The sequence below is a fragment of the Acinetobacter defluvii genome, from assembly GCF_001704615.3.
Taxonomy (GTDB): Bacteria; Pseudomonadota; Gammaproteobacteria; order Pseudomonadales; family Moraxellaceae; genus Acinetobacter; species Acinetobacter defluvii.
Genome location: NZ_CP029397.2, coordinates 2,935,589 through 2,961,032, shown reverse-complemented (window position 1 = coordinate 2,961,032; position 25,444 = coordinate 2,935,589). Strand labels below are relative to the sequence as shown.

At 38.1% G+C, this 25,444-nt stretch carries 34 protein-coding genes; 18 read left to right on the top strand and 16 right to left on the bottom strand.

The features are described 5' to 3' along the window. Nucleotides 1-191: 191 nt before the first annotated feature. The 3 genes from DJ533_RS16620 to DJ533_RS16610 all read left to right on the top strand — a co-directional run bounded on the left by DJ533_RS16620 (nt 192) and on the right by DJ533_RS16610 (nt 2,637). On the top strand, nt 192-1,160 hold the full coding sequence (locus DJ533_RS16620; protein WP_065993424.1) for an NYN domain-containing protein: 969 nt from the start codon (nt 192-194) through the stop codon (nt 1,158-1,160). Between the two features lie 28 nt (nt 1,161-1,188). Further along, nucleotides 1,189-1,947 carry a hypothetical protein gene (locus DJ533_RS16615; RefSeq protein WP_065993425.1) on the top strand — a complete coding sequence of 253 codons (759 nt, stop codon included), beginning with the start codon at nt 1,189-1,191 and terminating at the stop codon, nt 1,945-1,947. Nucleotides 1,948-2,073: 126 nt separating this feature from the next. Then, nucleotides 2,074-2,637, top strand: coding sequence for an HdeD family acid-resistance protein (locus DJ533_RS16610; protein WP_065993426.1), 564 nt, complete (start codon nt 2,074-2,076; stop codon nt 2,635-2,637). A gap of 76 nt (nt 2,638-2,713) precedes the next feature. Here the strand turns inward: DJ533_RS16610 and DJ533_RS16605 are convergent, their stop codons facing one another. Continuing rightward, nucleotides 2,714-3,163 carry a carboxymuconolactone decarboxylase family protein gene (locus tag DJ533_RS16605; protein WP_065993555.1) on the bottom strand — a complete coding sequence of 150 codons (450 nt, stop codon included), beginning with the start codon at nt 3,161-3,163 and terminating at the stop codon, nt 2,714-2,716. Between the two features lie 100 nt (nt 3,164-3,263). Here DJ533_RS16605 and DJ533_RS16600 point away from each other — a divergent pair, with 100 nt between their 5' ends. Further along, nucleotides 3,264-4,397 (top strand): glycerate kinase family protein, encoded by a 1,134-nt coding sequence (locus tag DJ533_RS16600; RefSeq protein ID WP_065993427.1) that lies wholly within the window; start codon nt 3,264-3,266, stop codon nt 4,395-4,397. An 18-nt stretch (nt 4,398-4,415) separates the two neighbouring features. Then, nucleotides 4,416-4,745 carry a hypothetical protein gene (locus DJ533_RS16595; RefSeq protein WP_065993428.1) on the top strand — a complete coding sequence of 110 codons (330 nt, stop codon included), beginning with the start codon at nt 4,416-4,418 and terminating at the stop codon, nt 4,743-4,745. A gap of 53 nt (nt 4,746-4,798) precedes the next feature. On the opposite strand, the gene DJ533_RS16590 is transcribed toward DJ533_RS16595, so the two are convergent. Beyond that, complete coding sequence (locus DJ533_RS16590; protein ID WP_148245844.1) at nt 4,799-5,047, bottom strand: hypothetical protein; 249 nt, start codon at nt 5,045-5,047, stop codon at nt 4,799-4,801. A gap of 22 nt (nt 5,048-5,069) precedes the next feature. After that, entirely contained in the window at nt 5,070-5,198 is a 129-nt protein-coding gene (locus DJ533_RS19070; protein ID WP_267285735.1) for a hypothetical protein, read from the bottom strand. A gap of 109 nt (nt 5,199-5,307) precedes the next feature. On the opposite strand from DJ533_RS19070, the gene DJ533_RS16585 reads away from it, so the two are divergent. The 5 genes from DJ533_RS16585 (at nt 5,308) to DJ533_RS16565 (ending at nt 8,983) form a co-directional block, all read left to right on the top strand. Further along, nucleotides 5,308-7,299 carry an ATP-dependent helicase gene (locus DJ533_RS16585; protein WP_065993430.1) on the top strand — a complete coding sequence of 664 codons (1,992 nt, stop codon included), beginning with the start codon at nt 5,308-5,310 and terminating at the stop codon, nt 7,297-7,299. A 29-nt stretch (nt 7,300-7,328) separates the two neighbouring features. Then, nucleotides 7,329-7,580, top strand: a complete 252-nt coding sequence (locus DJ533_RS16580) for an RNA recognition motif domain-containing protein (RefSeq protein ID WP_065993431.1) — start codon at nt 7,329-7,331, stop codon at nt 7,578-7,580. Nucleotides 7,581-7,648: 68 nt separating this feature from the next. Further along, nucleotides 7,649-8,011, top strand: coding sequence for an ASCH domain-containing protein (locus DJ533_RS16575; RefSeq protein ID WP_065993432.1), 363 nt, complete (start codon nt 7,649-7,651; stop codon nt 8,009-8,011). A 74-nt stretch (nt 8,012-8,085) separates the two neighbouring features. Continuing rightward, on the top strand, nt 8,086-8,589 hold the full coding sequence (locus tag DJ533_RS16570) for a DUF6586 family protein (protein WP_065993433.1): 504 nt from the start codon (nt 8,086-8,088) through the stop codon (nt 8,587-8,589). A gap of 115 nt (nt 8,590-8,704) precedes the next feature. Further along, nucleotides 8,705-8,983 (top strand): hypothetical protein, encoded by a 279-nt coding sequence (locus DJ533_RS16565; RefSeq protein ID WP_065993556.1) that lies wholly within the window; start codon nt 8,705-8,707, stop codon nt 8,981-8,983. A gap of 69 nt (nt 8,984-9,052) precedes the next feature. On the opposite strand, the gene DJ533_RS16560 is transcribed toward DJ533_RS16565, so the two are convergent. The 5 genes from DJ533_RS16560 to DJ533_RS16540 all read right to left on the bottom strand — a co-directional run bounded on the left by DJ533_RS16560 (nt 9,053) and on the right by DJ533_RS16540 (nt 13,352). After that, nucleotides 9,053-9,298, bottom strand: coding sequence for a hypothetical protein (locus tag DJ533_RS16560; protein ID WP_065993434.1), 246 nt, complete (start codon nt 9,296-9,298; stop codon nt 9,053-9,055). A gap of 156 nt (nt 9,299-9,454) precedes the next feature. Then, nucleotides 9,455-11,173, bottom strand: coding sequence for a cation:proton antiporter (locus tag DJ533_RS16555; protein WP_065993435.1), 1,719 nt, complete (start codon nt 11,171-11,173; stop codon nt 9,455-9,457). A 160-nt stretch (nt 11,174-11,333) separates the two neighbouring features. Next, nucleotides 11,334-11,489, bottom strand: coding sequence for a 50S ribosomal protein L33 (gene rpmG / locus DJ533_RS16550; RefSeq protein ID WP_004976146.1), 156 nt, complete (start codon nt 11,487-11,489; stop codon nt 11,334-11,336). A gap of 12 nt (nt 11,490-11,501) precedes the next feature. Further along, the gene (gene rpmB / locus DJ533_RS16545; protein ID WP_000048256.1) at nt 11,502-11,738 is read right to left on the bottom strand and encodes a 50S ribosomal protein L28; all 237 of its coding nucleotides are present in this window, start codon (nt 11,736-11,738) and stop codon (nt 11,502-11,504) included. Between the two features lie 165 nt (nt 11,739-11,903). Further along, nucleotides 11,904-13,352: a coniferyl aldehyde dehydrogenase gene (locus tag DJ533_RS16540; protein WP_065993436.1), complete on the bottom strand. Its 1,449-nt coding sequence runs from the start codon at nt 13,350-13,352 to the stop codon at nt 11,904-11,906. A 112-nt stretch (nt 13,353-13,464) separates the two neighbouring features. Here DJ533_RS16540 and DJ533_RS16535 point away from each other — a divergent pair, with 112 nt between their 5' ends. The 5 genes from DJ533_RS16535 to DJ533_RS16515 all read left to right on the top strand — a co-directional run bounded on the left by DJ533_RS16535 (nt 13,465) and on the right by DJ533_RS16515 (nt 17,206). Beyond that, nucleotides 13,465-14,157, top strand: a complete 693-nt coding sequence (locus DJ533_RS16535; RefSeq protein ID WP_065993437.1) for a TetR/AcrR family transcriptional regulator — start codon at nt 13,465-13,467, stop codon at nt 14,155-14,157. A gap of 85 nt (nt 14,158-14,242) precedes the next feature. Beyond that, nucleotides 14,243-15,109, top strand: coding sequence for a formyltetrahydrofolate deformylase (gene purU, locus DJ533_RS16530; RefSeq protein ID WP_065993438.1), 867 nt, complete (start codon nt 14,243-14,245; stop codon nt 15,107-15,109). 212 nt (nt 15,110-15,321) lie between these two features. Further along, nucleotides 15,322-16,149, top strand: a complete 828-nt coding sequence (locus DJ533_RS16525) for an energy transducer TonB family protein (RefSeq protein WP_065993439.1) — start codon at nt 15,322-15,324, stop codon at nt 16,147-16,149. Between the two features lie 32 nt (nt 16,150-16,181). Beyond that, entirely contained in the window at nt 16,182-16,802 is a 621-nt protein-coding gene (locus tag DJ533_RS16520; protein WP_065993440.1) for a MotA/TolQ/ExbB proton channel family protein, read from the top strand. Next, nucleotides 16,802-17,206: an ExbD/TolR family protein gene (locus DJ533_RS16515; protein ID WP_065993441.1), complete on the top strand. Its 405-nt coding sequence runs from the start codon at nt 16,802-16,804 to the stop codon at nt 17,204-17,206. Before DJ533_RS16520 ends, DJ533_RS16515 begins: the two co-directional genes overlap by 1 nt. Before the next feature lie 68 nt (nt 17,207-17,274). On the opposite strand, the gene msrA is transcribed toward DJ533_RS16515, so the two are convergent. The 5 genes from msrA to thyA form a co-directional block, all read right to left on the bottom strand. Continuing rightward, nucleotides 17,275-17,799 (bottom strand): peptide-methionine (S)-S-oxide reductase MsrA, encoded by a 525-nt coding sequence (gene msrA, locus DJ533_RS16510; protein ID WP_065993442.1) that lies wholly within the window; start codon nt 17,797-17,799, stop codon nt 17,275-17,277. A 93-nt stretch (nt 17,800-17,892) separates the two neighbouring features. Continuing rightward, complete coding sequence (locus DJ533_RS16505) at nt 17,893-18,315, bottom strand: META domain-containing protein (RefSeq protein WP_065993443.1); 423 nt, start codon at nt 18,313-18,315, stop codon at nt 17,893-17,895. Nucleotides 18,316-18,409: 94 nt separating this feature from the next. After that, nucleotides 18,410-19,477, bottom strand: a complete 1,068-nt coding sequence (locus tag DJ533_RS16500; protein ID WP_065993444.1) for an Lnb N-terminal periplasmic domain-containing protein — start codon at nt 19,475-19,477, stop codon at nt 18,410-18,412. Between the two features lie 28 nt (nt 19,478-19,505). Continuing rightward, nucleotides 19,506-20,018, bottom strand: a complete 513-nt coding sequence (locus DJ533_RS16495) for a dihydrofolate reductase (RefSeq protein WP_065993445.1) — start codon at nt 20,016-20,018, stop codon at nt 19,506-19,508. 99 nt (nt 20,019-20,117) lie between these two features. Next, entirely contained in the window at nt 20,118-20,960 is an 843-nt protein-coding gene (thyA, locus tag DJ533_RS16490) for a thymidylate synthase (protein WP_065993446.1), read from the bottom strand. A gap of 131 nt (nt 20,961-21,091) precedes the next feature. On the opposite strand from thyA, the gene DJ533_RS16485 reads away from it, so the two are divergent. Beyond that, entirely contained in the window at nt 21,092-21,901 is an 810-nt protein-coding gene (locus DJ533_RS16485; RefSeq protein ID WP_065993447.1) for a YwqG family protein, read from the top strand. Between the two features lie 305 nt (nt 21,902-22,206). Then, complete coding sequence (locus DJ533_RS16480) at nt 22,207-22,749, top strand: peptidoglycan amidohydrolase family protein (protein WP_065993448.1); 543 nt, start codon at nt 22,207-22,209, stop codon at nt 22,747-22,749. 64 nt (nt 22,750-22,813) lie between these two features. On the opposite strand, the gene DJ533_RS16475 is transcribed toward DJ533_RS16480, so the two are convergent. The 3 genes from DJ533_RS16475 to lgt all read right to left on the bottom strand — a co-directional run bounded on the left by DJ533_RS16475 (nt 22,814) and on the right by lgt (nt 24,532). Then, a complete protein-coding gene (locus tag DJ533_RS16475) occupies nt 22,814-23,185 on the bottom strand; it encodes a hypothetical protein (RefSeq protein WP_065993449.1) in 372 nt (123 codons plus the stop codon). 2 nt (nt 23,186-23,187) lie between these two features. Continuing rightward, nucleotides 23,188-23,571, bottom strand: coding sequence for a hypothetical protein (locus DJ533_RS16470; protein WP_065993450.1), 384 nt, complete (start codon nt 23,569-23,571; stop codon nt 23,188-23,190). 142 nt (nt 23,572-23,713) lie between these two features. Further along, nucleotides 23,714-24,532 (bottom strand): prolipoprotein diacylglyceryl transferase, encoded by an 819-nt coding sequence (gene lgt, locus DJ533_RS16465; RefSeq protein WP_065993451.1) that lies wholly within the window; start codon nt 24,530-24,532, stop codon nt 23,714-23,716. A 106-nt stretch (nt 24,533-24,638) separates the two neighbouring features. On the opposite strand from lgt, the gene DJ533_RS16460 reads away from it, so the two are divergent. Beyond that, nucleotides 24,639-25,418 carry an NRDE family protein gene (locus DJ533_RS16460; protein WP_065993452.1) on the top strand — a complete coding sequence of 260 codons (780 nt, stop codon included), beginning with the start codon at nt 24,639-24,641 and terminating at the stop codon, nt 25,416-25,418. The last annotated feature ends 26 nt before the right edge of the window (nt 25,419-25,444 follow it).

Sequence of the window (25,444 nt, the reverse complement as noted above, 5' to 3'; positions counted from 1 at the left end):
AAAAGGAGAGTGAGATGAAAATCTTGTTGATGAAGCGAAAGCATTGGTGATATTTTTAAATCAAAGAAAACTATATGATTTTGTGTGGGATAATTTTGTTGAACATGCGCCTGAAAAGTGGTTGGAAATAAAATAATATTCTAATTTTTGAATGATGTGTATGTATAAAATGAAAGTTTTTTGGGGAAATAATGGAAAATAAAGTTCATAAATTAGCAGTTTTAATTGATGCGGATAATTCGTCTGTGCATTCAATTTCATCCGTTTTAGAAGAAGTTGCAAAATATGGAATTGCAAGTGTTAAAAGGGTATATGGCGATTGGAGCAGTGAAACGCTAAAAAAATGGCGAGAAGTGCTACTTCCTCATGCAATTACTCCTGTTCAGCAGTTTGCTTATACCAGTGGTAAAGATGCAACAGATATGATTTTGATCATAGATGCAATGGACTTATTATATGGCGGTGCATTAGATGGATTTTGTATCGTTTCTAGTGATAGTGATTTTACACCTTTAGCTTCAAGAATAAGAGAAAGTGGTTTAACTGTGTATGGTTTTGGGCGTAAACAAACACCTGATTCTTTTAAAAAAGCATGTGATAAATTTATTTCCGTAGAGAATTTACATATTGATGAAAAAGAAGAAAAACAAAATACTGATACTAAAGTGAGCGAGAATTCGTTAAAAACATCTACAATAGAACGAGAAAAAATTAAGCAACAAGTTGATAAGGCAACATTAAATCTGATTTACAAAGCGGTTAAGGACAATTCTGACGACAGTGGGTGGGCATATTTAGGTTCTATTGGGACATATCTGAGTACGGTTAAACCTGATTTTGATACACGGGATTATGGGCATTCAAAATTATCAGGATTAATTAAAGAATTAGGTATCTTTGAAACAAAAATGCAAGGTAGCCAAATGTATCTAAGAAAAGCGAGCTTTAGTACTTTTATTAAACTGGTACAAAAGGCTATCAGCGAAAATGTATCTCAAGATAATTGGGCGAGTTTTAAAGATATCATTCAAGCGTTGAAAAAATCAGATTTAAATATTAGGAATTATGAAGAAGCCATAGAAACGATACATAATGGTTGGATTGAAACCAAACAAGAGGGTGAAGTGAAATCTGCTAGAATTATTAGATTAATGCCATAAAATACGATAAATATTAAGTAGAAATTTTATGTGGAAAAATATTCGAGTCATTATTTTATTGGCGATTTTACTTGTGGTGGCTGTAAATGCTTGGCGAGATATGAACCAAGATTGGACAAAACCGATTATAGTATTACTCCATCCAATCAATGCAGATGGGCAAACTGCTACAGATAAGTACATTCAGCAACTTTCAATTGATGATTTAGATGAACCCAAACAATATCTAGAAGAACAATCGAAAAACTTTCGAGGACAGCCGATTCAGTTTTATTTTCAATTAGGCAGAAAATTAGAACAATTGCCACCTAAAGTACCTGAAAATGGCGGAGCATTGGACAATATTTTATGGAGTTTAAAATTTCGCTATTATGCTTGGAAGCAACATAAAAATGGCGATGGCGCACCTGCGCTAACGTTATATCTCAATTATTATGATCCCAAACTCACCAATCAAGTAAAACATTCCACTGCTTTAGAGCGAGGCAGAATTGGTATAGTCAATTTATTTGCCTCAAAAAAGCAAAGTGAACAAAACAAAGTCGTTTTAGTGCATGAGTTGCTACATACCTTTGGTGCAAAAGATAAATATGACTTGATGACAGGTCAGCCTATTTTTCCATTGGGTTATGCGCATCCTGAACAAAAACCGTTGTATCCTCAACAATATGCAGAAATTATGGGAGGGTACGTCCCCATTTCTGCTACGAAAAGCAAAGTCCCAGATAATTTGCAAGATACCATGCTGAGTGATTTAACAGCACAAGAAATTGGTTGGATTAAATAAATTATTTTTTTGGTAAAACTGTGGATAAAGTTGAATTTATCCACATCTCGGATGCATATTCTATACAGACAAAAAACCAAATTAGACTAACAATCAAAGTGATGTAAAACAAACTTGAGAAGAATTATGCGTACTGTGGGAAATGATTTAGTTCGCCATCAACTGCATGAAAATCGTAAGTGGTATCTTTTACTTGGTGCAGTGTTGGTGATTTTTGGGTTGGTTTTATTGGCTTCATTGGGTATGGCGACTTTAACTGTGGTTGCTCTATTCGGTGTGTTAATGATGATTGGGGGAGTTTTACACCTCATTGCTGCTTTTAAAATCTTTGATGGTGGTTTTCGTTGGCTATGGGCATTGTTTGGGATTTTGTATTTAATTGCTGGATATTATGCGTTTAAATCACCGATCACTACGGCAGTTGTATTGACTAGTTTATTAGCAATTGCTTTGTTAATTGGTGGCTTTATCCGTATTTTTAATGCCTTTATGCTAAAACCGATGTCTGGGTGGGGATGGACTTTGTTTTCAGGTCTTTTAACTTTGGCAACAGGTGCGATTATTTTGGCTTCACCTGACTCGCCATTTTGGGTATTAGGTTTGTTCTTGGCAGTAGATATTTTATTTCAAGGGGTGAATTACCTCACTTTTGCAGCTGCGATTAAGAAAATTCCACCAGTAAGTCATTGATGATTTAAAAGAAAATAATGCCCAGTCCATGTATTGGGCATTTTTATTTTATTCCGCCTCATAAAACGGAAGTCAGTCAAGGCATCACTGAGTACTGACTTGAAATTGCAATACGATTCCACGTATTAATCACAATCGCAATCCATTCAATTGCAGTAATTTCATCATCATTCAACACTTTTTTCGCAGCTGCATAAGCTTCATCAGGAAAATGCTGTTGGGCAATCAAAGTGATTTCTTCAATTAAAATCAATGCAGCACGTTCCTTTTCTGAAAAATACTGACTTTCACGCCAAGCACTGATGAGCGCAATGCGATCTATATTTTCACCTGCTTTTATGGCATCTTGGGTATGCATTCGCACACAAAAAGCACATTGGTTAATTTGCGATGCTCTGAGTTTAAGTAAATGGGAAAAGCCAATCTCTAAACCTGCTTGTTTCACTTTTTGCATGGACAACTTTTCAAGTTCGAGCACCGTTTTATAAAGTTCAGGTGCGGTTTTTCCTAAATTGACACGTTGCATATTTATCACTTGTTTGGTTTTGGAAATCATTTATAAGTTTATCTATTTACTAAAAATAGGTATGTTGTTTTTTGACATTGTACATATTTGAAGCTTTCTTATGTCTAAAATTTTTGTGCTTGCTCCCGATTCATTTAAAGAAAGCATGACTGCTGAACAAGCTTGTTTGGCGATGCAACGTGGTATTGAAAAAGTTATTCCGAATGCAAAGAGTATCCGTGTACCGATGGCGGATGGTGGTGAAGGCACTGTCGATGCTTTAGTTTCTGCACGAAATGGGCGAAAAGTTGCAATTGAAGTTTCAGGACCATTCATTGAGCAAAAAGTAAAAAGCTATTTTGGTTTGATCCAAAATGATCAAACAGCAGTGATTGAAATGGCACTTGCCAATGGGATTCATTTACTTGAAAAATCACAACGAAATCCCTTACTAACCTTAACTTATGGCACAGGAGAAATGATTAAAGCTGCTTTAGATTTGGGAGTTTCTAAAATCATCATTGGTTTGGGGGGTAGTGTCACCAATGACGCAGGTGCAGGTATGGCGCAAGCATTAGGGGCTAAGTTTTTGGATAAGTGTGGTCAAGTTGTTGCATTAGGCGGTGGTCAGTTGCATCAAATAAAGAATATTGATCTTTCTGAACTAGATACGCGTCTAAAGCAGACAGAGATTATTATTGCGAGTGATGTGAATAATCCTTTGTGTGGTGAAAATGGTGCGTCCTATGTCTTTGCACCACAGAAAGGGGCAAGCCCCGAAATGGTGAAAGTCTTAGATCAAAACTTAAAACATTTTGCTGATTTGGTTGAAGCAACTTTAAATATAGAAAAACAGAGTATTAGCGGTGCGGGGGCAGCAGGTGGTTTGGGTTTTGGGCTGATGGCTTTTGCTGGAGCAACGATTCGTGCAGGTGTGGAAATCGTGATTGAAGAAACCCAACTTGCTGAAAAAATTGCTCAAGCGGATTATGTTTTTACAGGTGAGGGTGGAGTTGATTTTCAGACCAAGTTTGGTAAAACCCCATTTGGCGTGGCGCAAGTTGCGAAGCGTTTCAATAAACCTGTGATTGCTTTTGCAGGTAATGTTGGTGAGGGTATTGACGAGCTGTATGATGAAGGTTTTACTGCGATTTTTGGTATTGTGGATAGGGTTTGTGATCTGCAAACAGCTTTGAAAAATGGTGAGAAAAATTTGGAAAGGACATGTGAAAATGTTGTTAAACTATTGAAATAATTATTTTGAGATAAAAATATGAAAAAAATTATAATGGTAATTGTATTGTTAAGCATACAAAGCTTTAGTTTTGTTCACGCTGATGTGACAAGTGAAGTGAAAGATTATTTAAAACAAGGGAAACTGACGTCTTTTCGCTTTAAAGAAAATTCAATTGGAACTGTAGCCAACCTCATTCAGCATGCAAAAGGCATTAAAGTTCTTATTGATAAAGATATAGATACTACACAAAGCTTTCCTATCAACTTGCGTGATCAAAACTTTTTGGTTTACCTTGATGTAACAACGAAAAAATTGGGCTTAAAGTATGAAGTATTGGACAGTAAAACGATACGGGTTTATCAATAATATTTTGAAGGATCCTGATTCAGCACAATTTTATGATGCTGTCATAAGTGTGTTTATTCATCATCCCAATAATAATCAGGCTTTTCGCCATATTTTTTGATTAATAATTTCACTGCAACTTCAAAACATTCATTACCAAAACGGCTAATGAGGTGAATTGCATCTGCATAATCAAATGGATGATCAAGAATATAACTTTCGCCAAAACGTAAGGAATAAAGTCGAATTAAACAGCTCATTTTATCAAAGCGAATCAGGTCAAAACTTGGATAAATATCAAAGTCATCATGCGGATACATCACGACATAATTTTCATAGCCTAATTTATCCTGCTTGATAAGGATTGAATTTAAGTCCCTTTTCTTTATCAAAACCTTTTGGTCGAATGAGTTGATAACTGCCACACATTTCGGTATCAAGATTAAAAATTTGGTAAACGGTATTTTTCTTCATTTTAAGTTTTCTATTTGAACGTCATTTTATGATTTGATTCTAAGCTTAAAAGACATAATTCCGCCATAGCTCTGCTAAACTACCTCCATCCACAACACGATGAGTAAACATGAGTTTAGCCAACCTGATCAATGAATTAAACCCTCAACAAAAACAAGCAGCTACAACTGAAAAAAAACACAGTTTAGTACTTGCAGGGGCAGGGTGTGGCAAAACCAAAACCATCGTGGCACGTGCAGCTTATCTGATAGATCAAGGTGTGCCTGCCAATCAAATCCAAATTCTGACTTTTACTCGACGTTCTGCGAGTGAAATTGTGGCACGTGTGGAACTCGCTTTAGGTGATCAAGCCAAAGGCTTACGGGCTTCAACATTTCATACTTTTTGTATGTACCTCTTGCGCCGTGTGCCAAAAGCCTTTGGATTAGAACAATTTTCAATTATTGATCGTGATGATCAGTTGATGTTGTTCCGCTTAATTCGAGGCAAAGATGATAAGAAAAATCCAAACGCCTTACCCAAGCCACAACAGCTTTGTGATCTCTATTCATTTGCTCGAAATACCCGTCAAAAACTCAGTTTGGCTTTAGAAAAGCAATTGCCCGAATTTTTAGAATATAAAGATCAAATTGCAGAAATCATGAAAGAGTATGAGACACGCAAAAGGGCGCGTCATTTTCTTGATTATGATGACATTTTAGCTGTGGTTGCTTCGGGTTTGGCGCAGTCAGAGGGTTTAACCGATTATGTCGCTGGGCTGTGTCAACACATGCTGGTTGATGAGATGCAAGACACTAATCCTTTGCAATGGGCGATACTCGAACCACTGAAAGACAAAACTTCATTGTTCTGTGTTGGCGATGATGCACAGTCGATTTATGGATTTCGTGGTGCAGATTTTGAAAATATTCATCATTTCAAAGATCGAGTGCCTGATGCAGAAATTTTCAAACTGGAAAAAAATTATCGTTCTACCCAAGAAATTTTAGATCTGTCTAATTGGTTGCTCGATCAAAGCGAAATTCATTACGATAAAAAATTAGAAGCCTATCGCGGTGATGGCATAAAACCTAAAATGCATGTTTTTCCCAATGAGTTTGATGAAGCGAAATGGATTGCGATTGATATCAAAGAGCGTCATTTACTTGAAGCTGCTGCATGGAATGATCACATGGTTTTGGTGCGTTCCGCTTTTGCGGCACGACATATCGAAGCTGCATTTATTCAAGCCAATGTACCCTATCGCTTCATCGGTGGGATGAAACTGCTTGAAACAGCACATGTGAAAGACTTACTGAGTTTACTCCGTGTGATCGCCAATCCGATGGATGATATCGCGTGGATGCGCTTTTTAACTTTGTGGAATGGTGTCGGTGATGTCGGTGCAAGTAAGCTGGCACAGCAACTTTTACTCGAATCTGACCTAGATAAATTATTTGAAAAATTAGAAAAGTTTGGACGTATTCCTGACAATACTTTGCTAATAATGAAGCAAATGTTGGTGCTCAAAACTGAAGTGGAAGCCTGTGTAAAATTAGGTGTGGAAGCCATTCTCAATCAACTTGAAGAAAATTATGCCAAGAAAGATTGGCATAAACGGGTTGGTGATTTTGATCTAGTGAAGCAGCTTGCATCTAAACATTCTCAACTCAGTGAGTTTTTAGAAGAATATGTGCTTGATCCTGTGTCTGTTTCGGAAATAGAACGTCAGTCGCAAGATGATGTGGTGACGTTGATTACCATTCACTCTGCCAAAGGCACTGAACAAAAGGTGTGTTATGTGGCAAATGTTTCCGCAGGGCAATATCCACACGCACGAGCGCAAGGTGATTTTGATGAAGTTGAGGAAGAACGCCGTGTGCTCTATGTGGCGCTCACACGTGCGCAAAATGAGCTGATATTAACCAAACAAAATTTAAGTTTTTGGGCACACACCCAAACCGATGAAAAAGGGCGCAAGGTGGAAAGCTATTTTCTCAATGATTTAACACGCAATTTATGTAGCACAGAAACGCATTATCGACAGCGAGAGCAAACCGTGAAAAGTGCGTTGATTGAACGAAAAGCGATTAATTTAGATTTTGGGATTGATCTGGATTAAACTATAGCGAAGATATTAAAGGTTTGATCATGAAAATTTTAGTGCGTAATTTAGAGCGTTCTGTGACTGAGGCAGAATTACTTGAATTGTTTAAACCTTATGGCACAGTTGAGTCTGCGGTTGTGGTGATGGATGCTGAAACCAAAAAGTCTAAAGGTTTTGGTTTTATCGAAATGCCAAATCCACGTGAAGCGATCAAGGCGATCAAAGGCTTGAATACCCTAAAAGTGAAAGGTGCAGGTATTCGTGTCAAAGCTGCGGAAGAAAAGCCACAAGCTTAAATATGTTGAGTAAAGGAGGAGCTGAAATGGCTCCTTTTTTATGTTTGAAAATGCTGAATTGAGAATATATGAAGAAAAAATATCCTGCATTATCCATCGTTGTACCGAGTGGATCGAAGATTGCGCAAGGCTTAAAAACTTTAGAAATACGTTCTTGGATACCCGAACAATTACCCCTCAAAGATTTAGTCATTGTTGAAAATACTCAACTTTTAAGCGCTGAATATACAGAAGAAATGGGAAAAGCGGTTGCCATTGTTGATATTGAATCAGTTCATCCTTGGCGAGAGGATGAATGTGCTGCAGCGTGTGCGAGCGATTGGGCGGAAGGCTATTTTGCTTGGGTGATCAGTAATGTTCGCCCCATTACACAGCCTTTGGGTGTGCCTGCAAAGCGTAAAATCTATTTTATTGACATTGATCATTTATAAATATTATTGTGATTTTCTGACAAGAAAGTTTATCTTAGTCAGGTCAATGCTGCCAAAATCTAGGAAATAACATCATGTCCCGAGTTGCTCGCTTTCATGCAGACCGCACCAATCAAAAATTGTATTTTGCTCGACTCTCTTGTATGCAAGCAGAGCAGTCTGAAAATGTACAACAAGCACAGGCACAGCGTGAAGCAGCAGTTTTTCATTTACATGGGGCTATTTTGGCATTTTTGCAGGAGTTGGTACGCTACTATCGCCTCAATGACTTTGCACCAACATTAAAATCCATTGAAGAACACATGGCTGCAAAAGGACAAGTGTCTCCAGAAGTTGTCGTTATGCAACAGCTTGCGAAAATTGGGTTTATTGCAGAGCTTAAACGTGCATATCGCTCATGTCAGTATGCACCTGAGCCGAGTGCACCTGAACCAGAAGATGAAACATCATCAAATTTAATTATCAAAGTGACACAAACCCCACAAGCATGGTTGCCTGATAGCAAGATTTTAAGAGAATGGCACCGTGATTTAACCCAATTGATAGATGGCTTTCGCAATGAAATGGTGGAGTTCTGATGTTTTTACTTGAATCCACTTGAAATTTATCATTTGAATGACAATATAACAATATCTACACGATGCAAAGTACATACAGTATTTTGCCCCATGTTGAGCATGGAGGATGATTGATATGTCTATTGAACAGTTAAAAGAGTTGTTTGGGAATCAAGAAGCAATTTTAGAGTTAGTTCAACTCGAAGGTGGAGAGTTGGCGCTACGTAATGCAGGTTCAGAAAAAGAACCCTTGGTCACTATTCAGTTTAATGAACAAGTGAAAGCTTTGCTTGGTGAACAAACCCCTGTGATTGCTCAGCATATGATTCAAGCTGCATTGTACGCATTGATGGAAAATCAGATGAATCAATTACAAGCAGAAGTCGTTGATGAGCAGCCAAAATATTTTAGCTAATTGATTGTTATTTATTTTCAAATAAAAACGCACTTGAAAGTGCGTTTTTTATGTTTAAGGTTTTGAATTTTAATAGGTTGGCAAAGACTGCTGCGGTGCAAAAAAGTAGCTACCCACAAACATGATGGCTAAGCCAATCAATTGTAGAAAAAATGGATTTTTAGCTTGATGCCAATGTAGGATCAAAAAAATCAAAGAAACAGGGGAAAGCAATAAACAGCCTAAACCCCATAAAATACTTTCTTTAAATGCTGCGATAAGAAAGCCAACAGAGGCGATCACCAAAATAAGTAGCCCCAAATAAAATACAAACATATTGTCCCCTTATTTATATTTTTCAATACATTGATTTAGGTTTTTAATTGAAAATTCATTTTATGAAGTCGTGACTTATAGTGCTTCTTCAACAATGACTTTACTTAAAACAAACAGACTAGCATATCTGATCATCTGTTTGAAATACCCTGTGAATCAATGGGTTGGTGCATGATGATGTGCAATTTCAATCTGATTCAAAATATAATTGCTCATGTTTTTCGCCATTTCTTCTTTGGCATAATACACCTCGCCAATATTGTCTTGGCGAATCACGTCAGCTTCTTCTTTACTCTCCGCACATACCAAAACTTGAATTTGCGGATTTAATAACTTTGCTGTATCAACGATTTTATGAATATCTAAAATATCCATCGGTGAAAGCACCAAAAGTCGTGCATGTTGAATATGTGCTTGGATTAAAACCCCTGGTTCAGTGGCATGACCTGAAACCGCAGCAATACCTTTCTCACGTAGGTTCTCGACAATTTCACGATTTTCTTCTGCGATGACCACTTTAATGCCTTCACGCATCAACGTTTTGGTAATTCTACCGCCAACCTCACCATGACCTACAATGACCACTTGATCACGCAAATAATCTTGATCGACTTCATCAGGTAGCATTGCCAAAGGATCACCACTGCGTTCGAGCATACGTGCCAAATGTGAACGTTCACGAATCCAGTTTTGTACAGGCTCAATCGCTGAAAACAAGAAAGAGTTGAGTGTGATGGAAAATAAAGCCCCTGCTAAAATTAAGTTTTGTGCTTCAGGTGTCAGTAGACCAAGTGATAAGCCTAAGGTCGCAAGAATAAATGAGAATTCCCCAATTTGCGCCAAACTTGCGCCCACAGTTAATGCTGTGTTGAGGGGATAGCGGAAGAATAAAACCAATCCCATTGCCGCAATGGTTTTACCAATCATGATAATAGCGATCACGGCTAAAATATGTAACGGTTGCTCAATCAGGATACGTGGGTCAAACAACATGCCTACAGAGACAAAGAACAAAATCGAAAATATTTCTCGAAGTGGTAGGGTTTCCTCTTCAGCACGGTGGCTAAAGTCAGACTCTTTGACGACCATGCCTGCAAAGAATGCACCGAGTGCCATAGAAACGCCAAAGATCGCATAAGAGCCATACGCAATGGAAACTGCAGCAGCGACTACAGTTAGGGTAAAAAGCTCTCTAGAGCCCAAACGAGCGACATATTGCATGATCATTGGCACCAGACGTTTACCGACAATCAGCATAAAAGCAATAAAGCCCGAAACCTTAAGTAATGTAATCCCTAAAGTCAGCCAAATGTTCTCATCAGAAGCATGCCCCTCAAGTGCATGCCCGCCTAACAGTACAGCCGTAGCAGGTAATAAAACTAAGACCAAGACCATCACGAGGTCTTCAACCAAAAGCCAACCCACTGCAATTTTGCCATTGACTGAGTTGAGTAAACCTTTGTCACCTAAAGCTTTAAGCAAAACCACGGTACTGGCACAGGACAGACTTAAACCAAAAACCAGTGCAGAACCCCAACTCCAACCCCAGAAGTGCGATACAATCATGCCTAGAATCGTGGCAACAGTAATTTGTAAAATAGCCCCAGGTAGCGCAATACGTCGCACTTGCATCAGATCATTGAGTGAAAAGTGCATACCTACACCAAACATCAGGAACATCACCCCCAGTTCCGCAAGCTGATTGGCAAGGGCAATATCTCCCACCACACCTGGTGTATTTGGACTAATAATAATTCCGGCAATCAAATAGCCGATCAATGGAGGTAAACGCAAACGAGCAGCGATATAACCAAAAATAAGGGCAATACCAAAACCAACTGCAAGTAAAATAATCAAATCTACATCATGTGGCACTCAACACTCCTTAAAAGGTGGAGAAATTTATTAGACAACTCAATGCGCAAACTAAGCACAAAGAGTGCCAAAAGAAAAAACTTGGAGGATTTTAACCATGTGCATAAAAAAAAGGCAAAAAAAACGACCCAAAAGGGTCGTGTTTTTTAAAAAACTAAAATTATTTAATTTTAGCTTCTTTGAATACGACATGTTGACGGATTTTTGGATCAAATTTTTTGATTTCCATTTTTTCCGGCATAGTACGTTTGTTCTTAGTTGTGGTATAGAAATAACCTGTACCAGCAGTAGAGACTAGGCGAATTTTATCACGCATGGTTCAGACTCCTTAGATCTTTTGACCTTGAGCACGTAGGTCAGCAACAACCTTTTCGATACCCAATTTGTCGATAATACGCATACCTTTAGTGGTTAGACGAAGACGTACAAAACGTTTTTCGCTTTCTAACCAGAAACGGTGGTGGTGCAGGTTCGGCTCGAACCGGCGTTTAGTTTTGTTGTTGGCGTGTGAGACGTTGTTACCAACGACTGGACGCTTGCCGGTAACTTGGCAAACCTTAGACATGGTGTAACTCCATTGATTTAGCCAACAGCAAATCTGTATGGCCAGTCAAAATAAAACGGATTGAATTCTTTCAAGGGGCGTTTTATACCAAAATTCCGCTTAAAAGACAAGCGGAATCGGTGAAAACACTGCATGATCTTTGACGATAGATCATGCCTTGATCAGTTAACGGATAAAAGTTTTCTCTAAAATTTTATGAACAGCGCCACCAAATGGCGGTAGGATGAATTTTATGCTAAATAGTTTAGGCATCGACATCATAGAACGTTCATGTGACAAATTGAAGAAACCTTCTGGGCCGTGATATTTACCCATACCTGATGCACCAACACCACCAAATGGCAGATCATCTTGTGCAACATGGGTTAATAATGCATTTTGACCGAAATGCCCTGAATGGGTACGCTGCGCCACATATTGTGCTCGTGCATCGTCAAAGTCGAAATAGTATAATGCAAGTGGGCGTGGACGGCTATTAATAAAGTCGATGACATCATCAATTTGATCATATTCCATGATCGGTAATACTGGTCCAAAGATTTCATTTTTCATGATATCCATGTCAGTGGTTACCTCTGTAACTAAGGTTGGTGCAATTTTACGTACTGAGGTTAGATCCTCATTTTTAGGATTAATTTCAATCAGTTCTGCACCTTGTGCTTTAGCGTCTTCTAGATAGCCTTGCACACGTCTATATTGCTTATCATTAATCATCGAGGTGTAGTCTTGGTTGTTGGCAAGTGTTGGATACATACTGCTGACAATTTTTTTGAACTGATCCACAAACTCAGCCGTTTTGCCTTTCGGTAAGAATAAATGGTCTGGTGCAACACAAGTTTGTCCTGCATTCCATAACTTACCAAATGCTAAACGTTGTGCGACATCTTTCATTTCAGTAGACGGATGCACAATAGCAGGGGACTTACCACCCAACTCTAAAATCACAGGAACTAAATTCTCTGAAGCTGCTGCCATCACAGTTTTACCGACATTGGTTGAACCTGTGAAAATGATTTTATCAAAAGCTAGGTGGCTAAATGCATCTGAGATTACACCACCTCCAGTAATGACGGCAACGAGTTCACGTGGAAATGCTTCTGCTAAAGCATTTTCTAAAACATAACCAAAATGCATAGATGAACTTGAGATTTTGATCATGGCATGGTTGCCTGCGGCTAAAGCACAGATCAAAGGACCTATTGAAAGTAGTAATGGGTAATTCCATGGTGTAATAATACCAATCACGCCAAGCGGTTGGTACTGTACCCATGCTTTAGAGGGTTGATGCATGATGCCAACATGACGTTTTGATGGCTTCATCCATGTAGTTAAATTTTTACTATAATATTTGATCTGTTCTAAACAGGTCACCAATTCACCGATTTTAGTTTCAGTGATAGATCGGTTGCCATAATCTTGATTGATTGCTTCTGCAATTTGATCTTGATATTTTAGTAACACTTTTTTTAAGCGAGCCAAACGCTCAATACGTTCTTTTGCAGTTGGAACGGGATAACGTTGATATGCTTGTTGTTGTTGTGCAAGCGTATCATGTAAATGTTGAACTTCAGAGGAATAAGAAGTCATTGGATTTGTTTTTGTTTGACTGTTCATCTCGAACACCGTTAGATAGGAGCTGATTTATGATAATTTTTAGAGTAAAAGCTCTAATTAGTCAAGTCACTTTATATGTTAGCTTAAGCTAACGCTGAAATATGGGATCAGGATGTCGCACTCCAAAACGGTAAAAACCAAAGATCGAATTTTGCAAATCAGCCTACAATTGTTCAACGAACGTGGCGAGCGTTCAATCACGACAAACCATATTGCTGCTGAGCTTGGGATTAGTCCGGGCAATTTGTATTATCACTTTCGCAACAAGCAAGAAATCATCAAAGAGTTGATGGAACGTTATCAAAAAGAGACTTTAGAAATGCTGGCTTTGCCAGATGACCGAGCAGTCAATGCGAATGATAAAATTCGCTATTTTCAGGTTTTGAGTAGTCAGTTGTGGGAATATCGCTTTTTACATCGTGATGTTTATCATTTGATTGAAAATAACTGTGACTTTAGAAAAGTTTATCCACGTTTTGCAGGGAAAGTGATGCAACAAGGGCAAAAAATTTATCATGCTTTTGTTGATGCAGGTCTAATGCAAATGACGGCATCAGAGATTGAAGCCTTGATTATCAATATTTGGATCGTGCTGACCAATTGGACAAATTTCTTATATATGTCAGGACATTTGAGTAATTCTAATCATTTGGATGAAAAATGGATGTGGCAAGCTTTGCGTCAAATGGTGTTTTTGGAAGGACCTTATTTGCGTGGTGAAAGCCGTGAAACCTATGAGCGTTTGTTGGAAAGTTTTGGTTCATCTGAGTTATTTGCCAGTTTATCAACATTTAAACATGAATGAATGTCGATCAACGATTGAAAGCTGTGTAAAAAGCGTTAGAATATTCGGCTGTTTTCAAATTAACGTATAAGTGATACCCATTAACATGAACATGACCACTGCCAACACAGCACGTCTCCTGATTACTTGTGAAGATAAACCAGGAATCGTGCAAGCTGTATCGAGCTTTTTGTATCATCAAGGCGCAAATATTACTGCGCTTGATCAATATGCAACTGAAGCTCAGGGCGGACGTTATTTTATGCGTGTTGAGTTTGAGTTGGAAAACTTACAAAGTCGTCGTGAAACTTTGTTACAGACGTTTGCCAATAATGTCGCAGAACGTTATGCCATGCATTGGCGTTTGGCTTTGGTCAGTGATTTGAAAAAAGTCGGGATTTTGGTATCGAAAGTTGATCACGCTTTACTAGAGTTGTTATGGCGTCATTCTCGTGGTGGTTTACCATGTGAAATTACCCAAGTGGTATCAAATCATCCTGATTTAAAAGAAGCGGTTGAAAATTTTGGTATTCCATTTCACGTTGTACCTGTCAATAAAGAGAATAAACGTGAAGCTTATGCGCAAATCGATGAATTCATGCAAGGTAATGATTTATTGGTGTTGGCGCGTTATATGCAAATTTTAGATGAAGAATTTGTATCTAAATGGGAAATGAAAATTATCAATATTCACCATTCCTTCTTACCTGCATTTGTTGGGGCAAATCCATATAAACAAGCACATGAAAAAGGCGTGAAATTGATTGGTGCAACAGCGCATTATGTGACGGCTGATCTCGATCAGGGTCCGATCATTGAGCAAGATGTAGAGCGTGTTAGTCATGATTTTACCGTTGAGCAATTACGTGAGCTTGGACAAGATGTGGAACGAAATGTTTTAGCACGTGCGGTAAAATGGCATTTGGAAGACCGTATTATTGTAGATGGTAATAAAACTGTTGTATTTCAATAAAATATTTTAATTGTGATGTGAAAAAAGGATGCTGCTATGCATCCTTTTTCTATTTTTAATTCATAGAAGCAATAAAAACCATCGAAAAAGTAGTTGCAAATGAAAACACTTCTCATTTATTATTGGGTCACTTTCGTTGTTTTATCCGATGAAGAACATCTGACAAACTATTTTGATACAGATTTTTTTCAGATTTAGGTCATTAGATTCGTATGAGTCAATCTTCCACTTCAAATATGCAGGCTCCAAACCCAATGAAGAAAAAGGTCATTGCTGCGCTCATTGCCGTTCTAGTCGGACACCTAGGGGCATTGTGGGCATTGAGTCATTTAAAAACGCCTGAACTGAAGCCTATCGAGAAAAAACCGATTCAAGTTAAATTCGTAAAAATTAAAGAAGAGCAGATCGCACCACCACCACCGCCACCTCCTGTAAAACCAAAGGTTGAACCAAAACCTGTGGTTGAGAAAAAGGCACCACCGCCACCGATTGAAAAACCAAAACTGATTACGCAGAAAAAACCTGTGGTGGAAAAGAAAGCCATTCAACAGGAAGAACCAAAGATTGATTATGAAAAAATCAAACGTGAACAAGAGCAGCGTCAGCTCGAACAGCAACGTTTAGAGCAACAACGCCAAGATCAATTGAAGCGTGATCAAGCTGCGAGAGATCAAGCCGCACGTGATCAGGCGGCAAGAGAACAAGCTGCGAGAGATCAGGCAGCAAGAGATCAAGCGAATCGAGATCGTGAAGCCCAACAACCGCGTAAATTGAGTGCGGGTGAGATCTCTTGGAAAAAAGCGCCATCGTTTGAGTTCGATGATGAATTGTTGAAAAATCAAGATCGTACTTTACTTGTTCGTATTGAAATCAATCCAGCAGGTAAAATCACCAATGTCACTGTTTTAAAATCAAGTGGTTTATCTGGTCTTGATCGTGAAGTGCGTAGTGCTGTACGTTTTGCAAGAATGAATCCATCGAGTGATGGACGTGCTATGGTGGCTGATTTACCTGTAAATCTGAAAACCTCTGGACAATAATTTAACCGGCTAACCCTATCAGGAGTTCGAGTATGAACTTTTCAGTTTATTGGCAACATGCAGATGCAGTGAGTAAGACACTGTATTTCGTGTTATTGGCAATGTCGATTGCCACATGGACGGTATTCATTTTACGTTTAATGGGTACACGTCAGCTTAAACAACAAGCTCAAGTTCATCTTGCTCAAGCCTTAAATCAGCTGAAAGCAAAACTTGCTCCTTTGAGTTTTGATCAGCGTAAAGCAGTCGCTGAACAAGCTTTGTTGCGTCAGATTTCAGTTGAAAAATCAAATGCCGAAAAAGGTGTTTCAGTTTTAGGGACCATTGCTTCAATTGCTCCATTTGTGGGTTTGTTTGGTACTGTGTGGGGGATTTTCCATGCACTGGTTGCTGTGGGTAAAAGTGGTCAAGCAGGGCTAGCGCAAGTGGCAACACCTGTAGGTGAAGCTTTGATCATGACAGGTTTAGGTCTGGCTGTGGCGATTCCTGCGGTATTAGCATATAACATTTGTGTGCGTTTCAACCGTACCTTGTCCAATGAGTTACAAAATCAAGCACATGGTTTATTGATTGATACAATGTTGCAGCAAGATTCAACCTTAAAAGTTGAAAACCAAGCGACACAAAAAAGTTTAGTTGGAGGTCAAGCTTAATGGCTTTTCAATTGGGTGAAGACAATGATGCTGGCATGAATGAGATGAATCTCATTCCGCTCATCGACATTATGTTGGTATTGATGATCATCTTTTTGGTGACTGCAACCGTTGCTAACCCATCAATACCATTAACCTTACCAAAAACCACTGCGGAAATTGTGGATCCGCCACCAGAAGCCATTACCATTAGCATCAATAAAAATGGTGAAGTGGCTTGGAATGATCAAGTGATCGGTTTACCTGAGTTGGAAAAACGCTTCCAAGAAGCGGCAGGAAAATCTGTAAAACCTGCAGTTCAACTTAGAGCAGACCAAGATGCACGTTATGATACAGTTGCTCAAGTCATGTCTCGTGCCAGTGAAGCCGGGCTGAACGACCTTGCCTTTATGAGTGATCATTAAGTTTTCAAATAGCGTAACGTGTTAAAAAGCGATCTTTAAAGATCGCTTTTTTATTTTTTTATAAAGACTTAGCTCTCTTTAAGTAAGTCTTTAAATTGGCTTTGCAGTTTCATTAACTTTGGAGGAATGGCAAAGTTACAATAACCCTGTGATGGGTTTTTTGCATAATAATTTTGATGGTAGTCTTCAGCAGGATAGAACGTTGGCACAGGGCTTAATTCAGTGACAATATTTAAATCTTGTGCTGTTAATTCTGCAATATAGCTTTCAGCTTGTGCTTTTTGTTCAGCATTAAAATAATAAATCACTGAGCGATATTGTGTACCAATATCATTGCCTTGACGGTTTAAAGTCGTTGGATCATGTGTGCTAAAAAATACTGTCAGCAGTTGTTTAAAACTGATTTGTTGCTCATCAAAATCAATCAAAATCACTTCCGCATGGTTGGTCGTGCCCGTGCAAATCTGTTCGTAGGTAGGCTGATCTGTATTTCCACCTGCATAACCACTGGTGATTTGTGTAACGCCTTTCAGTTGTAAAAATACTGCTTCGGTACACCAAAAACATCCACCGCCAAATAATGCTTGTTGCATCACGATCTCCTTTCTATTTTATTTTCTGGATCAAAATAAAACCGCATAAAACCTGAAAATATAAGCTTTTATGCTGTTAAATGCCGTCCAACATTATGGCGTTTTGTATTGCAGGACGACATTGCCATATTTGTCCACCAATTTTAAAGTTTTAGCATAGACCTGATAGCCCATGACTTGCTTTAAAGCGGTGTTGTATTTTGCAACGACATCTGTATTGTTTGGGCAAAGCATTTTTGTAGATGCAATTTCACCTAAGTTTAAATGGTAATCTTTAACTGCATAATGTCCCATGACACGGTTACAACCATCAGCGCCACTGACACGTAAGTCACTTCCAAACTGAATCACGGGCGAATCCGTTTTTTGCTTATATTCAGTTGTACCAATATGGGTCATAACCCAAACTTTATTTTGCAAAAGTGCTAGATTTTCTTGTTGTTTTACAGTGTTTGTTGTCGCACAGCCTACAAATACAGTTGACGTCAGTCCAACCCATAAAAGATGTTTTAGCATGATTTTCTCAAAAATATAATTTGCCTATATATAACCAAAAAATCATGCAAATCACTAGTTTGACAATGTATCTAAGCGTTAAAAAGTCATTGGATTATGAACCATTTATGACACTCTTCGGTAAACCTTCACGAATCACCTTAGAATAGTTTTCGCTGCTTGGGTTCTTCACCTGTTTAAGTAGATCAGTACGTGGGTTTACATGTGCATGTTGATACCATTGTTTGATGTTCCACTGTTGATTTAATGCGCCTAAATCATAAAGATAATTCGGCAAATAGCCTGAAGCAAGCAAACGATAATCTAATGGTAGCTCTTTAGATGAAATGGCTTGAATCATATCAAACACTAAAGTTGTACAATTACTGGTCAAGGTGTTATACCATTTTGGTTGTTGCGCTAACTCATCAGTTTTACTTAAATATTCTTCAAATAAGGCTCTCATTTCCGCTTTTGGCATATTGATTGGGAAAAAATAAACTTGTTCATTACGAATATTGCTACGGGTATAAATTAAGTCCTTTTCATCTGAAGCAATCAGACTCAATTCATATTTTCTAAAAAAACCACCAATGGCAGAGAAGCTTTCTGTTTTTTCTTTACGGATTTCGATTGAAAACACCAAAGGTTTTTGATCAGCAAAATCAAAACTGACTAAAGTGTGGGCGATTTGTGGTCCCATCCAATAAGAAGTAATGATATTCACACCAGTAATATGATTCAAATTATAGCGACGTGTATCCCAATGCACCTCGTATTGATCTTCAGTGATCCAATTAAAATTGCGAACATTTTGAATAGTGACAATATCACCTTGTTTTTTATAGGTAAATAAACGATCTACTTCGGGATTCCAGTCCCGATCTTGTTTTGCAGGAATATTGAAATACCCAATCAAACTGAGTAAAAATGCCACAATATAAATCGCAATATCTTTATTTCGACTAAAAAGATTTTGGCTAATATAAATGCCTAAAATACTGAGTGAAAATATAATCCAAATGCCGATCAAAATACGGCTGAATATCGTCCCTAGAGGTTCTTGAAACCAGATGACACAGCATAGCCAAATGGAAGAAATGATGACAAAAAGACTAAAAATGGAATGGAGTAATCCCATTCCAAGTGTATGAATAATTTTCTTTTTTTCGAGTTGTGGCATAGCGCAGAATACTTAGCGAAAGTCAGGCTTATTTTTGATAAGTTGCAAACTCAAAAGCAATGGCAGATTTGTCATCAATATGTGATTCACTTGCGACTTTTTTAAACGCAGCAGGAACTTCTGGATAATGGGCATTGCCTTGAACATCTAAATTAATATGGGTAAGTTCTAAACGATCTGCAATTGCAAGGGTTTGTTTAAAAATTTCACCCCCACCGATAATGAAGATACTATTAGGTTTTTCCGATATTACGACATCATTGATTGAGCCTTGTAAAGCGTCTTCAATACTATGTGCCACTTTAACGCCATCAAAAGTCCAGTTTAGATCACGGGTAATCACCCAATTGACACGTTTCGGTAAAGCACGCCCCATAGATTCAAGGGTCTTACGCCCCATCACCACGACACCGCCTTGAGTGATTTCTTTAAAGTGTTTTAGGTCAGCAGAAATATGCCAAGGCAGGTCGTTATCTTTACCAATACAGCGTTGTTGATCCATTGCAACCACATGTACCACTTCTAAATCTTGGTAAGCCATAACATTTCATCCAAAGCATAATAAAAACTATGCCTATTAAAAGATAAAATCCCACTTTAAGCAAAGTGGGATTTTATTATTTTAAATACTTAAAGAGAATTAAACTGCAACAGGTGCTTTAATCGCAGGATGTGACTCATAACCTACAATTTCAATATCTTCAAATTTAAAGTCAAAAATATCGCTAATCTCAGGATTAAGTTTGAGTTGACACAAAGCTAAAGGTTCACGGGTTAACTGCAACTGTGCTTGTTCAAAATGATTGGCATATAAATGTGTATCACCACCTGTCCAAACAAAATCACCTACGCCGAGACCACACACTTGCGCAATCATATGCGTTAACAGGGCATAGCTGGCAATATTAAACGGCACTCCAAGAAAAACATCAGCACTGCGTTGATAAAGCTGACAAGATAATTTTCCATTTTGCACAAAAAACTGGAATAGCGTATGACAAGGTGGCAGCGCAACATTGCCAGCCTCATTCGGGTTCCAACCTGAAACGATCAAACGGCGTGAATTTGGATTGGTTTTTATTTCATTAATTAACCATTTAATTTGATCAAAACCGTCATTTTCATATAAACCATTGTCTTTTTGGGTTGCACCAAAATTACGCCATTGATGACCATATACAGGACCAAGTTCACCTTCGGGGCGACCAAAACGTGCTGTTTGTTCGGCAGTTGCCCATTCATCCCAAATGGTAACTTTATTGTCTTGTAAATACTTTACGTTGGTGTCGCCTTTGAGAAACCAAAGTAGCTCAATCACAATGGAGCGGAAATGTACTTTTTTGGTGGTCAGTAAAGGAAAGCCTTTGGATAAGTCAAAACGCATTTGATGACCAAATACAGAACGTGTTCCTGTGCCTGTACGGTCGCCTTTGTCGCCACCATTGTCGAGGATATGTTGTAGAAGGTCTAAATACGCTTTCATATTGGTTCCAAAATTAAGCTCACACGCCAGATTATGACGTTTTGTTTTGAGCATGTCATATTTTTGCTAAACGCCTCAGTTTATACTAAAGCTAGATTTATTTTAACTAGAGATAACAAGAGAGAAGAAAAATGAGTATTGTATGGAATGAAATTCCTGAATTTATTCAGCAATATAAAGATCAAATTTTGGCAACAAAAAAGTCAGCCATTGAGCTTAATTTAACACCTTGCGATGATTTAACTTTATGGCAAAGTAAAATCGGTGGTCAGCCATATTTACCGGTTGGTGTGGACTATCCTTGTAATGAAAATGGGGAAGCTTTACAGCTTATTGCACAAATTAATTTTGCAGAATTGCCAAATAATCAGATTTATCCTAGTCAGGGTATTTTACAATTTTATATTGATACACAAGATGATTTACTTGGCTTGGATTTTGATGATCAGCAAAAGCAAAATGGTTTTAGAGTGATTTATTTCGCTGATGTCATAGCAGATCAAGCCCGCTTACAACATGATTTTCCAACTGAAGAATTGCACGAAGAGATGAGTCCAATAGCAGGGCAGTATGCAGTACAATTTGCTGCAACCGAGCGTTATATTTCAATCGGCGATCATGAGTTTAGTAGCAAAATTTTTGATCCTTATGCGATTGATGAGGATCTCTTAGAAGAAGATGAGCTATTTGATGGCTATGAGGATAATTTTTCTTCAAATGGACATCATTTAGGTGGATATCCATTTTTTACTCAAGAAGACCCACGTACGCATGATGATCGTTTTAAAGATTATGTTCTTTTATTACAAATAGATACCGATGATGCAGAAGATGTGCAAATTATGTGGGGCGACAGTGGTGTTGCGAACTTCTTTATCCATCCTGATGATTTGAAAAATAAAGACTTTTCTAAGGTATTGTATAATTGGGATTGTTATTAGTTTCCCACATGCTAATTCTATTTTAGCACCCATTCGTCAGAGTGGGTTTTTTTATAGATGATGATTCATAAAATTTTATTGCATAAAAAAAGATAACAATATAAATAAAATTGATATAAAAACTATTTATAAAAAATAGCCCAATAAAGAGCAACTTAAACTATTCTCATTTACATTCACAAATTTTATTACATTTACATTAACCACTTTTTAAGAATCTATGGCTAGTATCTCAGCTTCGTTCATTATTGTATCGGTCATTTTATGGTAAAACTGGTTCAAATAAACAGACATGGGGTTGAGTCATGATTGTCGATTTAAATACTCAACCTATTCAAAATTTAGAAAATAATGCAGTGAGTCAATTTATTTTCCAAAACGAAAATGGCTCTTTTTACCCACCACAGGATTTTAATCCCACTGCAATTATTCAGCAGAATAAATTAAAAGCTGCACAAGCCAATAAATTTTCTTTAAGTAATGCTTTTCAAATTGATATTGATAAATTCATTAGCAAGTTAGATAGCATTTCCGCTCGTACCAGTTCAGCGCGTTGTGCACGTAGTATTCGTATCGCTTTGCAAACAGCAGGTGCTAAATTTAGCAACCATCCTGTTGCTGCGGCAGATTGGGGGGATACTTTAGAAGAAATTGGTTACAAACAAATCCAACCTGCTTTTGATAATCCGCAAGAAGGTGATATATACATCATTGATCGGACTCGTAAGCATCGTTATGGGCATATTGCAGGCTATACAGGCTCAGAATGGGTGTCTGACTTTAAACAACGGAGTTATGATGTTTATAAAGGCGATGTGACTTATAAATATTATCGTTTATCCGCTTAAGTAGATGCTTGATCAGTAAAACTGATAGATTAAAAAGGAAGCTTGTTCGGGAAAATCTTCCTTTTTAATCCGAGCGCTTGGCACGATTTTCATAGTTAGCAATGAGAATAAATCCAAGCGCGATAAACCCAAGACATTGTAAGATCAAATAGAGTAGGTTTTGTTGGGGTAAAGACCAAACCATGCTTGCCAATGCGAAAGCTGGCAGCAGCATAATAAAAGCTTTTAATAGTTTAAATTGAACTGTTTGAGTCGGTGTTTTTAAGCTAAGTTGCTTTAAGACATGTAAAATAATACCAATGGCTAGGCTGATTCCTACAAATAAAGGGCTGAGTTTGGCAATGCTAGAGCAATAATAAATCGCAATGCACAGCACAATGCTGACCATTAATTTAACTTGGCGTGTACAACGTTCCGAATACCAAAAATCTAACATGGCTAGGGTACTTGCTTAGGTTCATTTTGATGAAGCAGAGATAAGGGTGAAAATAGGCAAACTGCCAAAGCCATAAAACCAATGCCTTGAGCCCCTGGGATTAAAATTTCACCTTGATTCATGTTTTTAAAAATTAATGCCAATAACAGTGCAATCGGAATCCAAGTCAGTAGGCGATAGATCAGCCCAGTTGGATTTTTAGCAGCGAAATGAATTTTGCAATAACGACAAATCAGAAAAATCACACCTGTTGCCACAAACATTAAAATAGCGGAATAGACTAAAGGCTGTATGCGATACAAAACTGCAGTTGCGATGGCAATCACAATAAAAATCAATAACTTTTTTAATACAGATGTTTGTGGATCAAACCAAAATTCAAGCATAATGTCTGAGTAATCGAAAAAGACAGTCTAAGTATAAAGCAACTCCATGCTAAGATGATTTTTAGTTACACAGCAGTTGATAAATAAGAATACAGCACATAAAAAAGCGGATGTTATTTCATCCGCTTTAAGGTGTTAAAAACTAAGTATTTTTCTGAGGACCCCAATCGAATATTTTCTTTTGATAGGCATACCAAATCATCCAAACCCCGATCAAAATCATTGGGAAGGATAAAATCTGTCCTTTGGTCATCCAGCCAAATAAAATATAACCTTGATCTGCATCTGGTTCACGAAAGAATTCCATAAAGAAGCGAGCACAACCATAACCCATCAAGAAGATCGCTGATACTGCCATACGAGGACGAGGTTTGGAGCTAAACCACCACAAAATAATAAAGAGTAATAAGCCTTCGCATAATGCTTGATAAAGCTGTGAAGGGTGGCGTACCAAATGCAATGGGTCAGTTGGAAAGACCATACCTAAAGCAAAGTTTGGATCAGAAACCTGACGACCATAGAGTTCCCCGCCGATAAAATTACCAATACGACCAAACATTAAGCCTGTGGGTACACAAGGAGCAATAAAGTCTAAAGTTTCAAACCATGTTTTTTTGTATTTATGACACCATAGCAACATCGCAACCATGACCCCAAGGAACCCCCCATGGAAACTCATGCCCCCTGTCCAGACTTTAAATAACCAAATCGGATCGGCAAGAAACTTATCAAACTCGTAAAATAGCACATAACCAATACGTCCACCGAGCACGACACCCAAAGCACCGTAAAATACAAGGTCTGAAACCATTTCAGCGTTCCAGTTGCTACGCTGTTTGGCACGATAGGTTGCTAGTCCCCAAGCACATAAAAATGCTAAGAGATACATTAATCCATACCAATGCACTTTGAGCGGACCCAGTGATATCGCTACTGGATCAATATTCGGGTAGGTCAGCATGGTGACTCCTTTGAATTCTATTTTGCACAGATTTTAGCTGAAAGTTATTAAAAATGTTGTACATTCAATGTGTAAACTTAGAGTAAGAAAAAAGTGGAATAAAAATATGTGTATTGTGGCATTGGCATGGCAAGTCTTGGACGATATGCCATTATGTTTGATCTCAAACCGAGATGAATTTTATCAGCGTCCGACTTCGCAGTTACATCAATGGGAAAATAGCCCAATCATTGCAGGCAAAGATTTGCAACTGGGCGGAACATGGATGGGGGTAACAACACAAGGGCGTTGGGCAATTGTCACTAATTTTAGAGATGGTCATGACAAACAGCACTATAAAACCTCAAGAGGCTATTTGATTCAGAACTTTTTAGAATCAGACCAAACTCCCATTCGTTTTGCACAAAACTTAGAAAAACAACAATGTGATTATGCGGGGTTTAATTTATTTATTGGCGATCGAACTCAAGCAGTATACCTGAGTAATCGAGGTGAAGCCCCTCAGGTTTTAGCCAACGGTGTTTTTGTGGTGTCTAATGGTTTACTCAGTGAAGATTGGGAAAAAACTAAACATTTACGCAAGCGTTTTACTCAAGAATTTTTACCTATGCTACAGCTTACGACGACATCAGAGCAAGATTTACAATATGCGGCATGGGATATTTTACAAGATGAACGTAAAGTGAGAGCAGATTTGTTGCCTGATACAGGGATCGATCTAGAGATGGAACATTTATTGTCTTCGACTTTTATTCAAAGTCCGATCTATGGGACACGATGCTCGAATTTTTTAAGGATAAAAAAACATGCGATTGAATGGCTAGAAAAAACACAACAAGGTGAGCAAGCAGGGGATGTGGTAAGGATAAATTCGTCTGTTTCATAATAAAAATATCCACACTTGCTTTGGCA

Excerpts from the sequence above, each read along its gene's own strand:
- DJ533_RS16620 (WP_065993424.1), top strand. The coding sequence starts at position 192 with ATGGAAAATAAAGTTCATAAATTAGCAGTTTTAATTGATGCGGATAAT.
- DJ533_RS16615 (WP_065993425.1), top strand. The coding sequence starts at position 1,189 with ATGTGGAAAAATATTCGAGTCATTATTTTATTGGCGATTTTACTTGTG.
- DJ533_RS16610 (WP_065993426.1), top strand. The coding sequence starts at position 2,074 with ATGCGTACTGTGGGAAATGATTTAGTTCGCCATCAACTGCATGAAAAT.
- DJ533_RS16605 (WP_065993555.1), bottom strand. The coding sequence starts at position 3,163 with ATGCAACGTGTCAATTTAGGAAAAACCGCACCTGAACTTTATAAAACG.
- DJ533_RS16600 (WP_065993427.1), top strand. The coding sequence starts at position 3,264 with ATGTCTAAAATTTTTGTGCTTGCTCCCGATTCATTTAAAGAAAGCATG.
- DJ533_RS16595 (WP_065993428.1), top strand. The coding sequence starts at position 4,416 with ATGAAAAAAATTATAATGGTAATTGTATTGTTAAGCATACAAAGCTTT.
- DJ533_RS19070 (WP_267285735.1), bottom strand. The coding sequence starts at position 5,198 with ATGAAGAAAAATACCGTTTACCAAATTTTTAATCTTGATACCGAAATG.
- DJ533_RS16585 (WP_065993430.1), top strand. The coding sequence starts at position 5,308 with ATGAGTTTAGCCAACCTGATCAATGAATTAAACCCTCAACAAAAACAA.
- DJ533_RS16580 (WP_065993431.1), top strand. The coding sequence starts at position 7,329 with ATGAAAATTTTAGTGCGTAATTTAGAGCGTTCTGTGACTGAGGCAGAA.
- DJ533_RS16575 (WP_065993432.1), top strand. The coding sequence starts at position 7,649 with ATGAAGAAAAAATATCCTGCATTATCCATCGTTGTACCGAGTGGATCG.
- DJ533_RS16570 (WP_065993433.1), top strand. The coding sequence starts at position 8,086 with ATGTCCCGAGTTGCTCGCTTTCATGCAGACCGCACCAATCAAAAATTG.
- DJ533_RS16565 (WP_065993556.1), top strand. The coding sequence starts at position 8,705 with ATGTCTATTGAACAGTTAAAAGAGTTGTTTGGGAATCAAGAAGCAATT.
- DJ533_RS16560 (WP_065993434.1), bottom strand. The coding sequence starts at position 9,298 with ATGTTTGTATTTTATTTGGGGCTACTTATTTTGGTGATCGCCTCTGTT.
- rpmG (WP_004976146.1), bottom strand. The coding sequence starts at position 11,489 with ATGCGTGATAAAATTCGCCTAGTCTCTACTGCTGGTACAGGTTATTTC.
- rpmB (WP_000048256.1), bottom strand. The coding sequence starts at position 11,738 with ATGTCTAAGGTTTGCCAAGTTACCGGCAAGCGTCCAGTCGTTGGTAAC.
- DJ533_RS16540 (WP_065993436.1), bottom strand. The coding sequence starts at position 13,352 with ATGAACAGTCAAACAAAAACAAATCCAATGACTTCTTATTCCTCTGAA.
- DJ533_RS16535 (WP_065993437.1), top strand. The coding sequence starts at position 13,465 with ATGTCGCACTCCAAAACGGTAAAAACCAAAGATCGAATTTTGCAAATC.
- purU (WP_065993438.1), top strand. The coding sequence starts at position 14,243 with ATGAACATGACCACTGCCAACACAGCACGTCTCCTGATTACTTGTGAA.
- DJ533_RS16525 (WP_065993439.1), top strand. The coding sequence starts at position 15,322 with ATGAGTCAATCTTCCACTTCAAATATGCAGGCTCCAAACCCAATGAAG.
- DJ533_RS16520 (WP_065993440.1), top strand. The coding sequence starts at position 16,182 with ATGAACTTTTCAGTTTATTGGCAACATGCAGATGCAGTGAGTAAGACA.
- DJ533_RS16515 (WP_065993441.1), top strand. The coding sequence starts at position 16,802 with ATGGCTTTTCAATTGGGTGAAGACAATGATGCTGGCATGAATGAGATG.
- msrA (WP_065993442.1), bottom strand. The coding sequence starts at position 17,799 with ATGCAACAAGCATTATTTGGCGGTGGATGTTTTTGGTGTACCGAAGCA.
- DJ533_RS16505 (WP_065993443.1), bottom strand. The coding sequence starts at position 18,315 with ATGCTAAAACATCTTTTATGGGTTGGACTGACGTCAACTGTATTTGTA.
- DJ533_RS16500 (WP_065993444.1), bottom strand. The coding sequence starts at position 19,477 with ATGCCACAACTCGAAAAAAAGAAAATTATTCATACACTTGGAATGGGA.
- DJ533_RS16495 (WP_065993445.1), bottom strand. The coding sequence starts at position 20,018 with ATGGCTTACCAAGATTTAGAAGTGGTACATGTGGTTGCAATGGATCAA.
- thyA (WP_065993446.1), bottom strand. The coding sequence starts at position 20,960 with ATGAAAGCGTATTTAGACCTTCTACAACATATCCTCGACAATGGTGGC.
- DJ533_RS16485 (WP_065993447.1), top strand. The coding sequence starts at position 21,092 with ATGAGTATTGTATGGAATGAAATTCCTGAATTTATTCAGCAATATAAA.
- DJ533_RS16480 (WP_065993448.1), top strand. The coding sequence starts at position 22,207 with ATGATTGTCGATTTAAATACTCAACCTATTCAAAATTTAGAAAATAAT.
- DJ533_RS16475 (WP_065993449.1), bottom strand. The coding sequence starts at position 23,185 with ATGTTAGATTTTTGGTATTCGGAACGTTGTACACGCCAAGTTAAATTA.
- DJ533_RS16470 (WP_065993450.1), bottom strand. The coding sequence starts at position 23,571 with ATGCTTGAATTTTGGTTTGATCCACAAACATCTGTATTAAAAAAGTTA.
- lgt (WP_065993451.1), bottom strand. The coding sequence starts at position 24,532 with ATGCTGACCTACCCGAATATTGATCCAGTAGCGATATCACTGGGTCCG.
- DJ533_RS16460 (WP_065993452.1), top strand. The coding sequence starts at position 24,639 with ATGTGTATTGTGGCATTGGCATGGCAAGTCTTGGACGATATGCCATTA.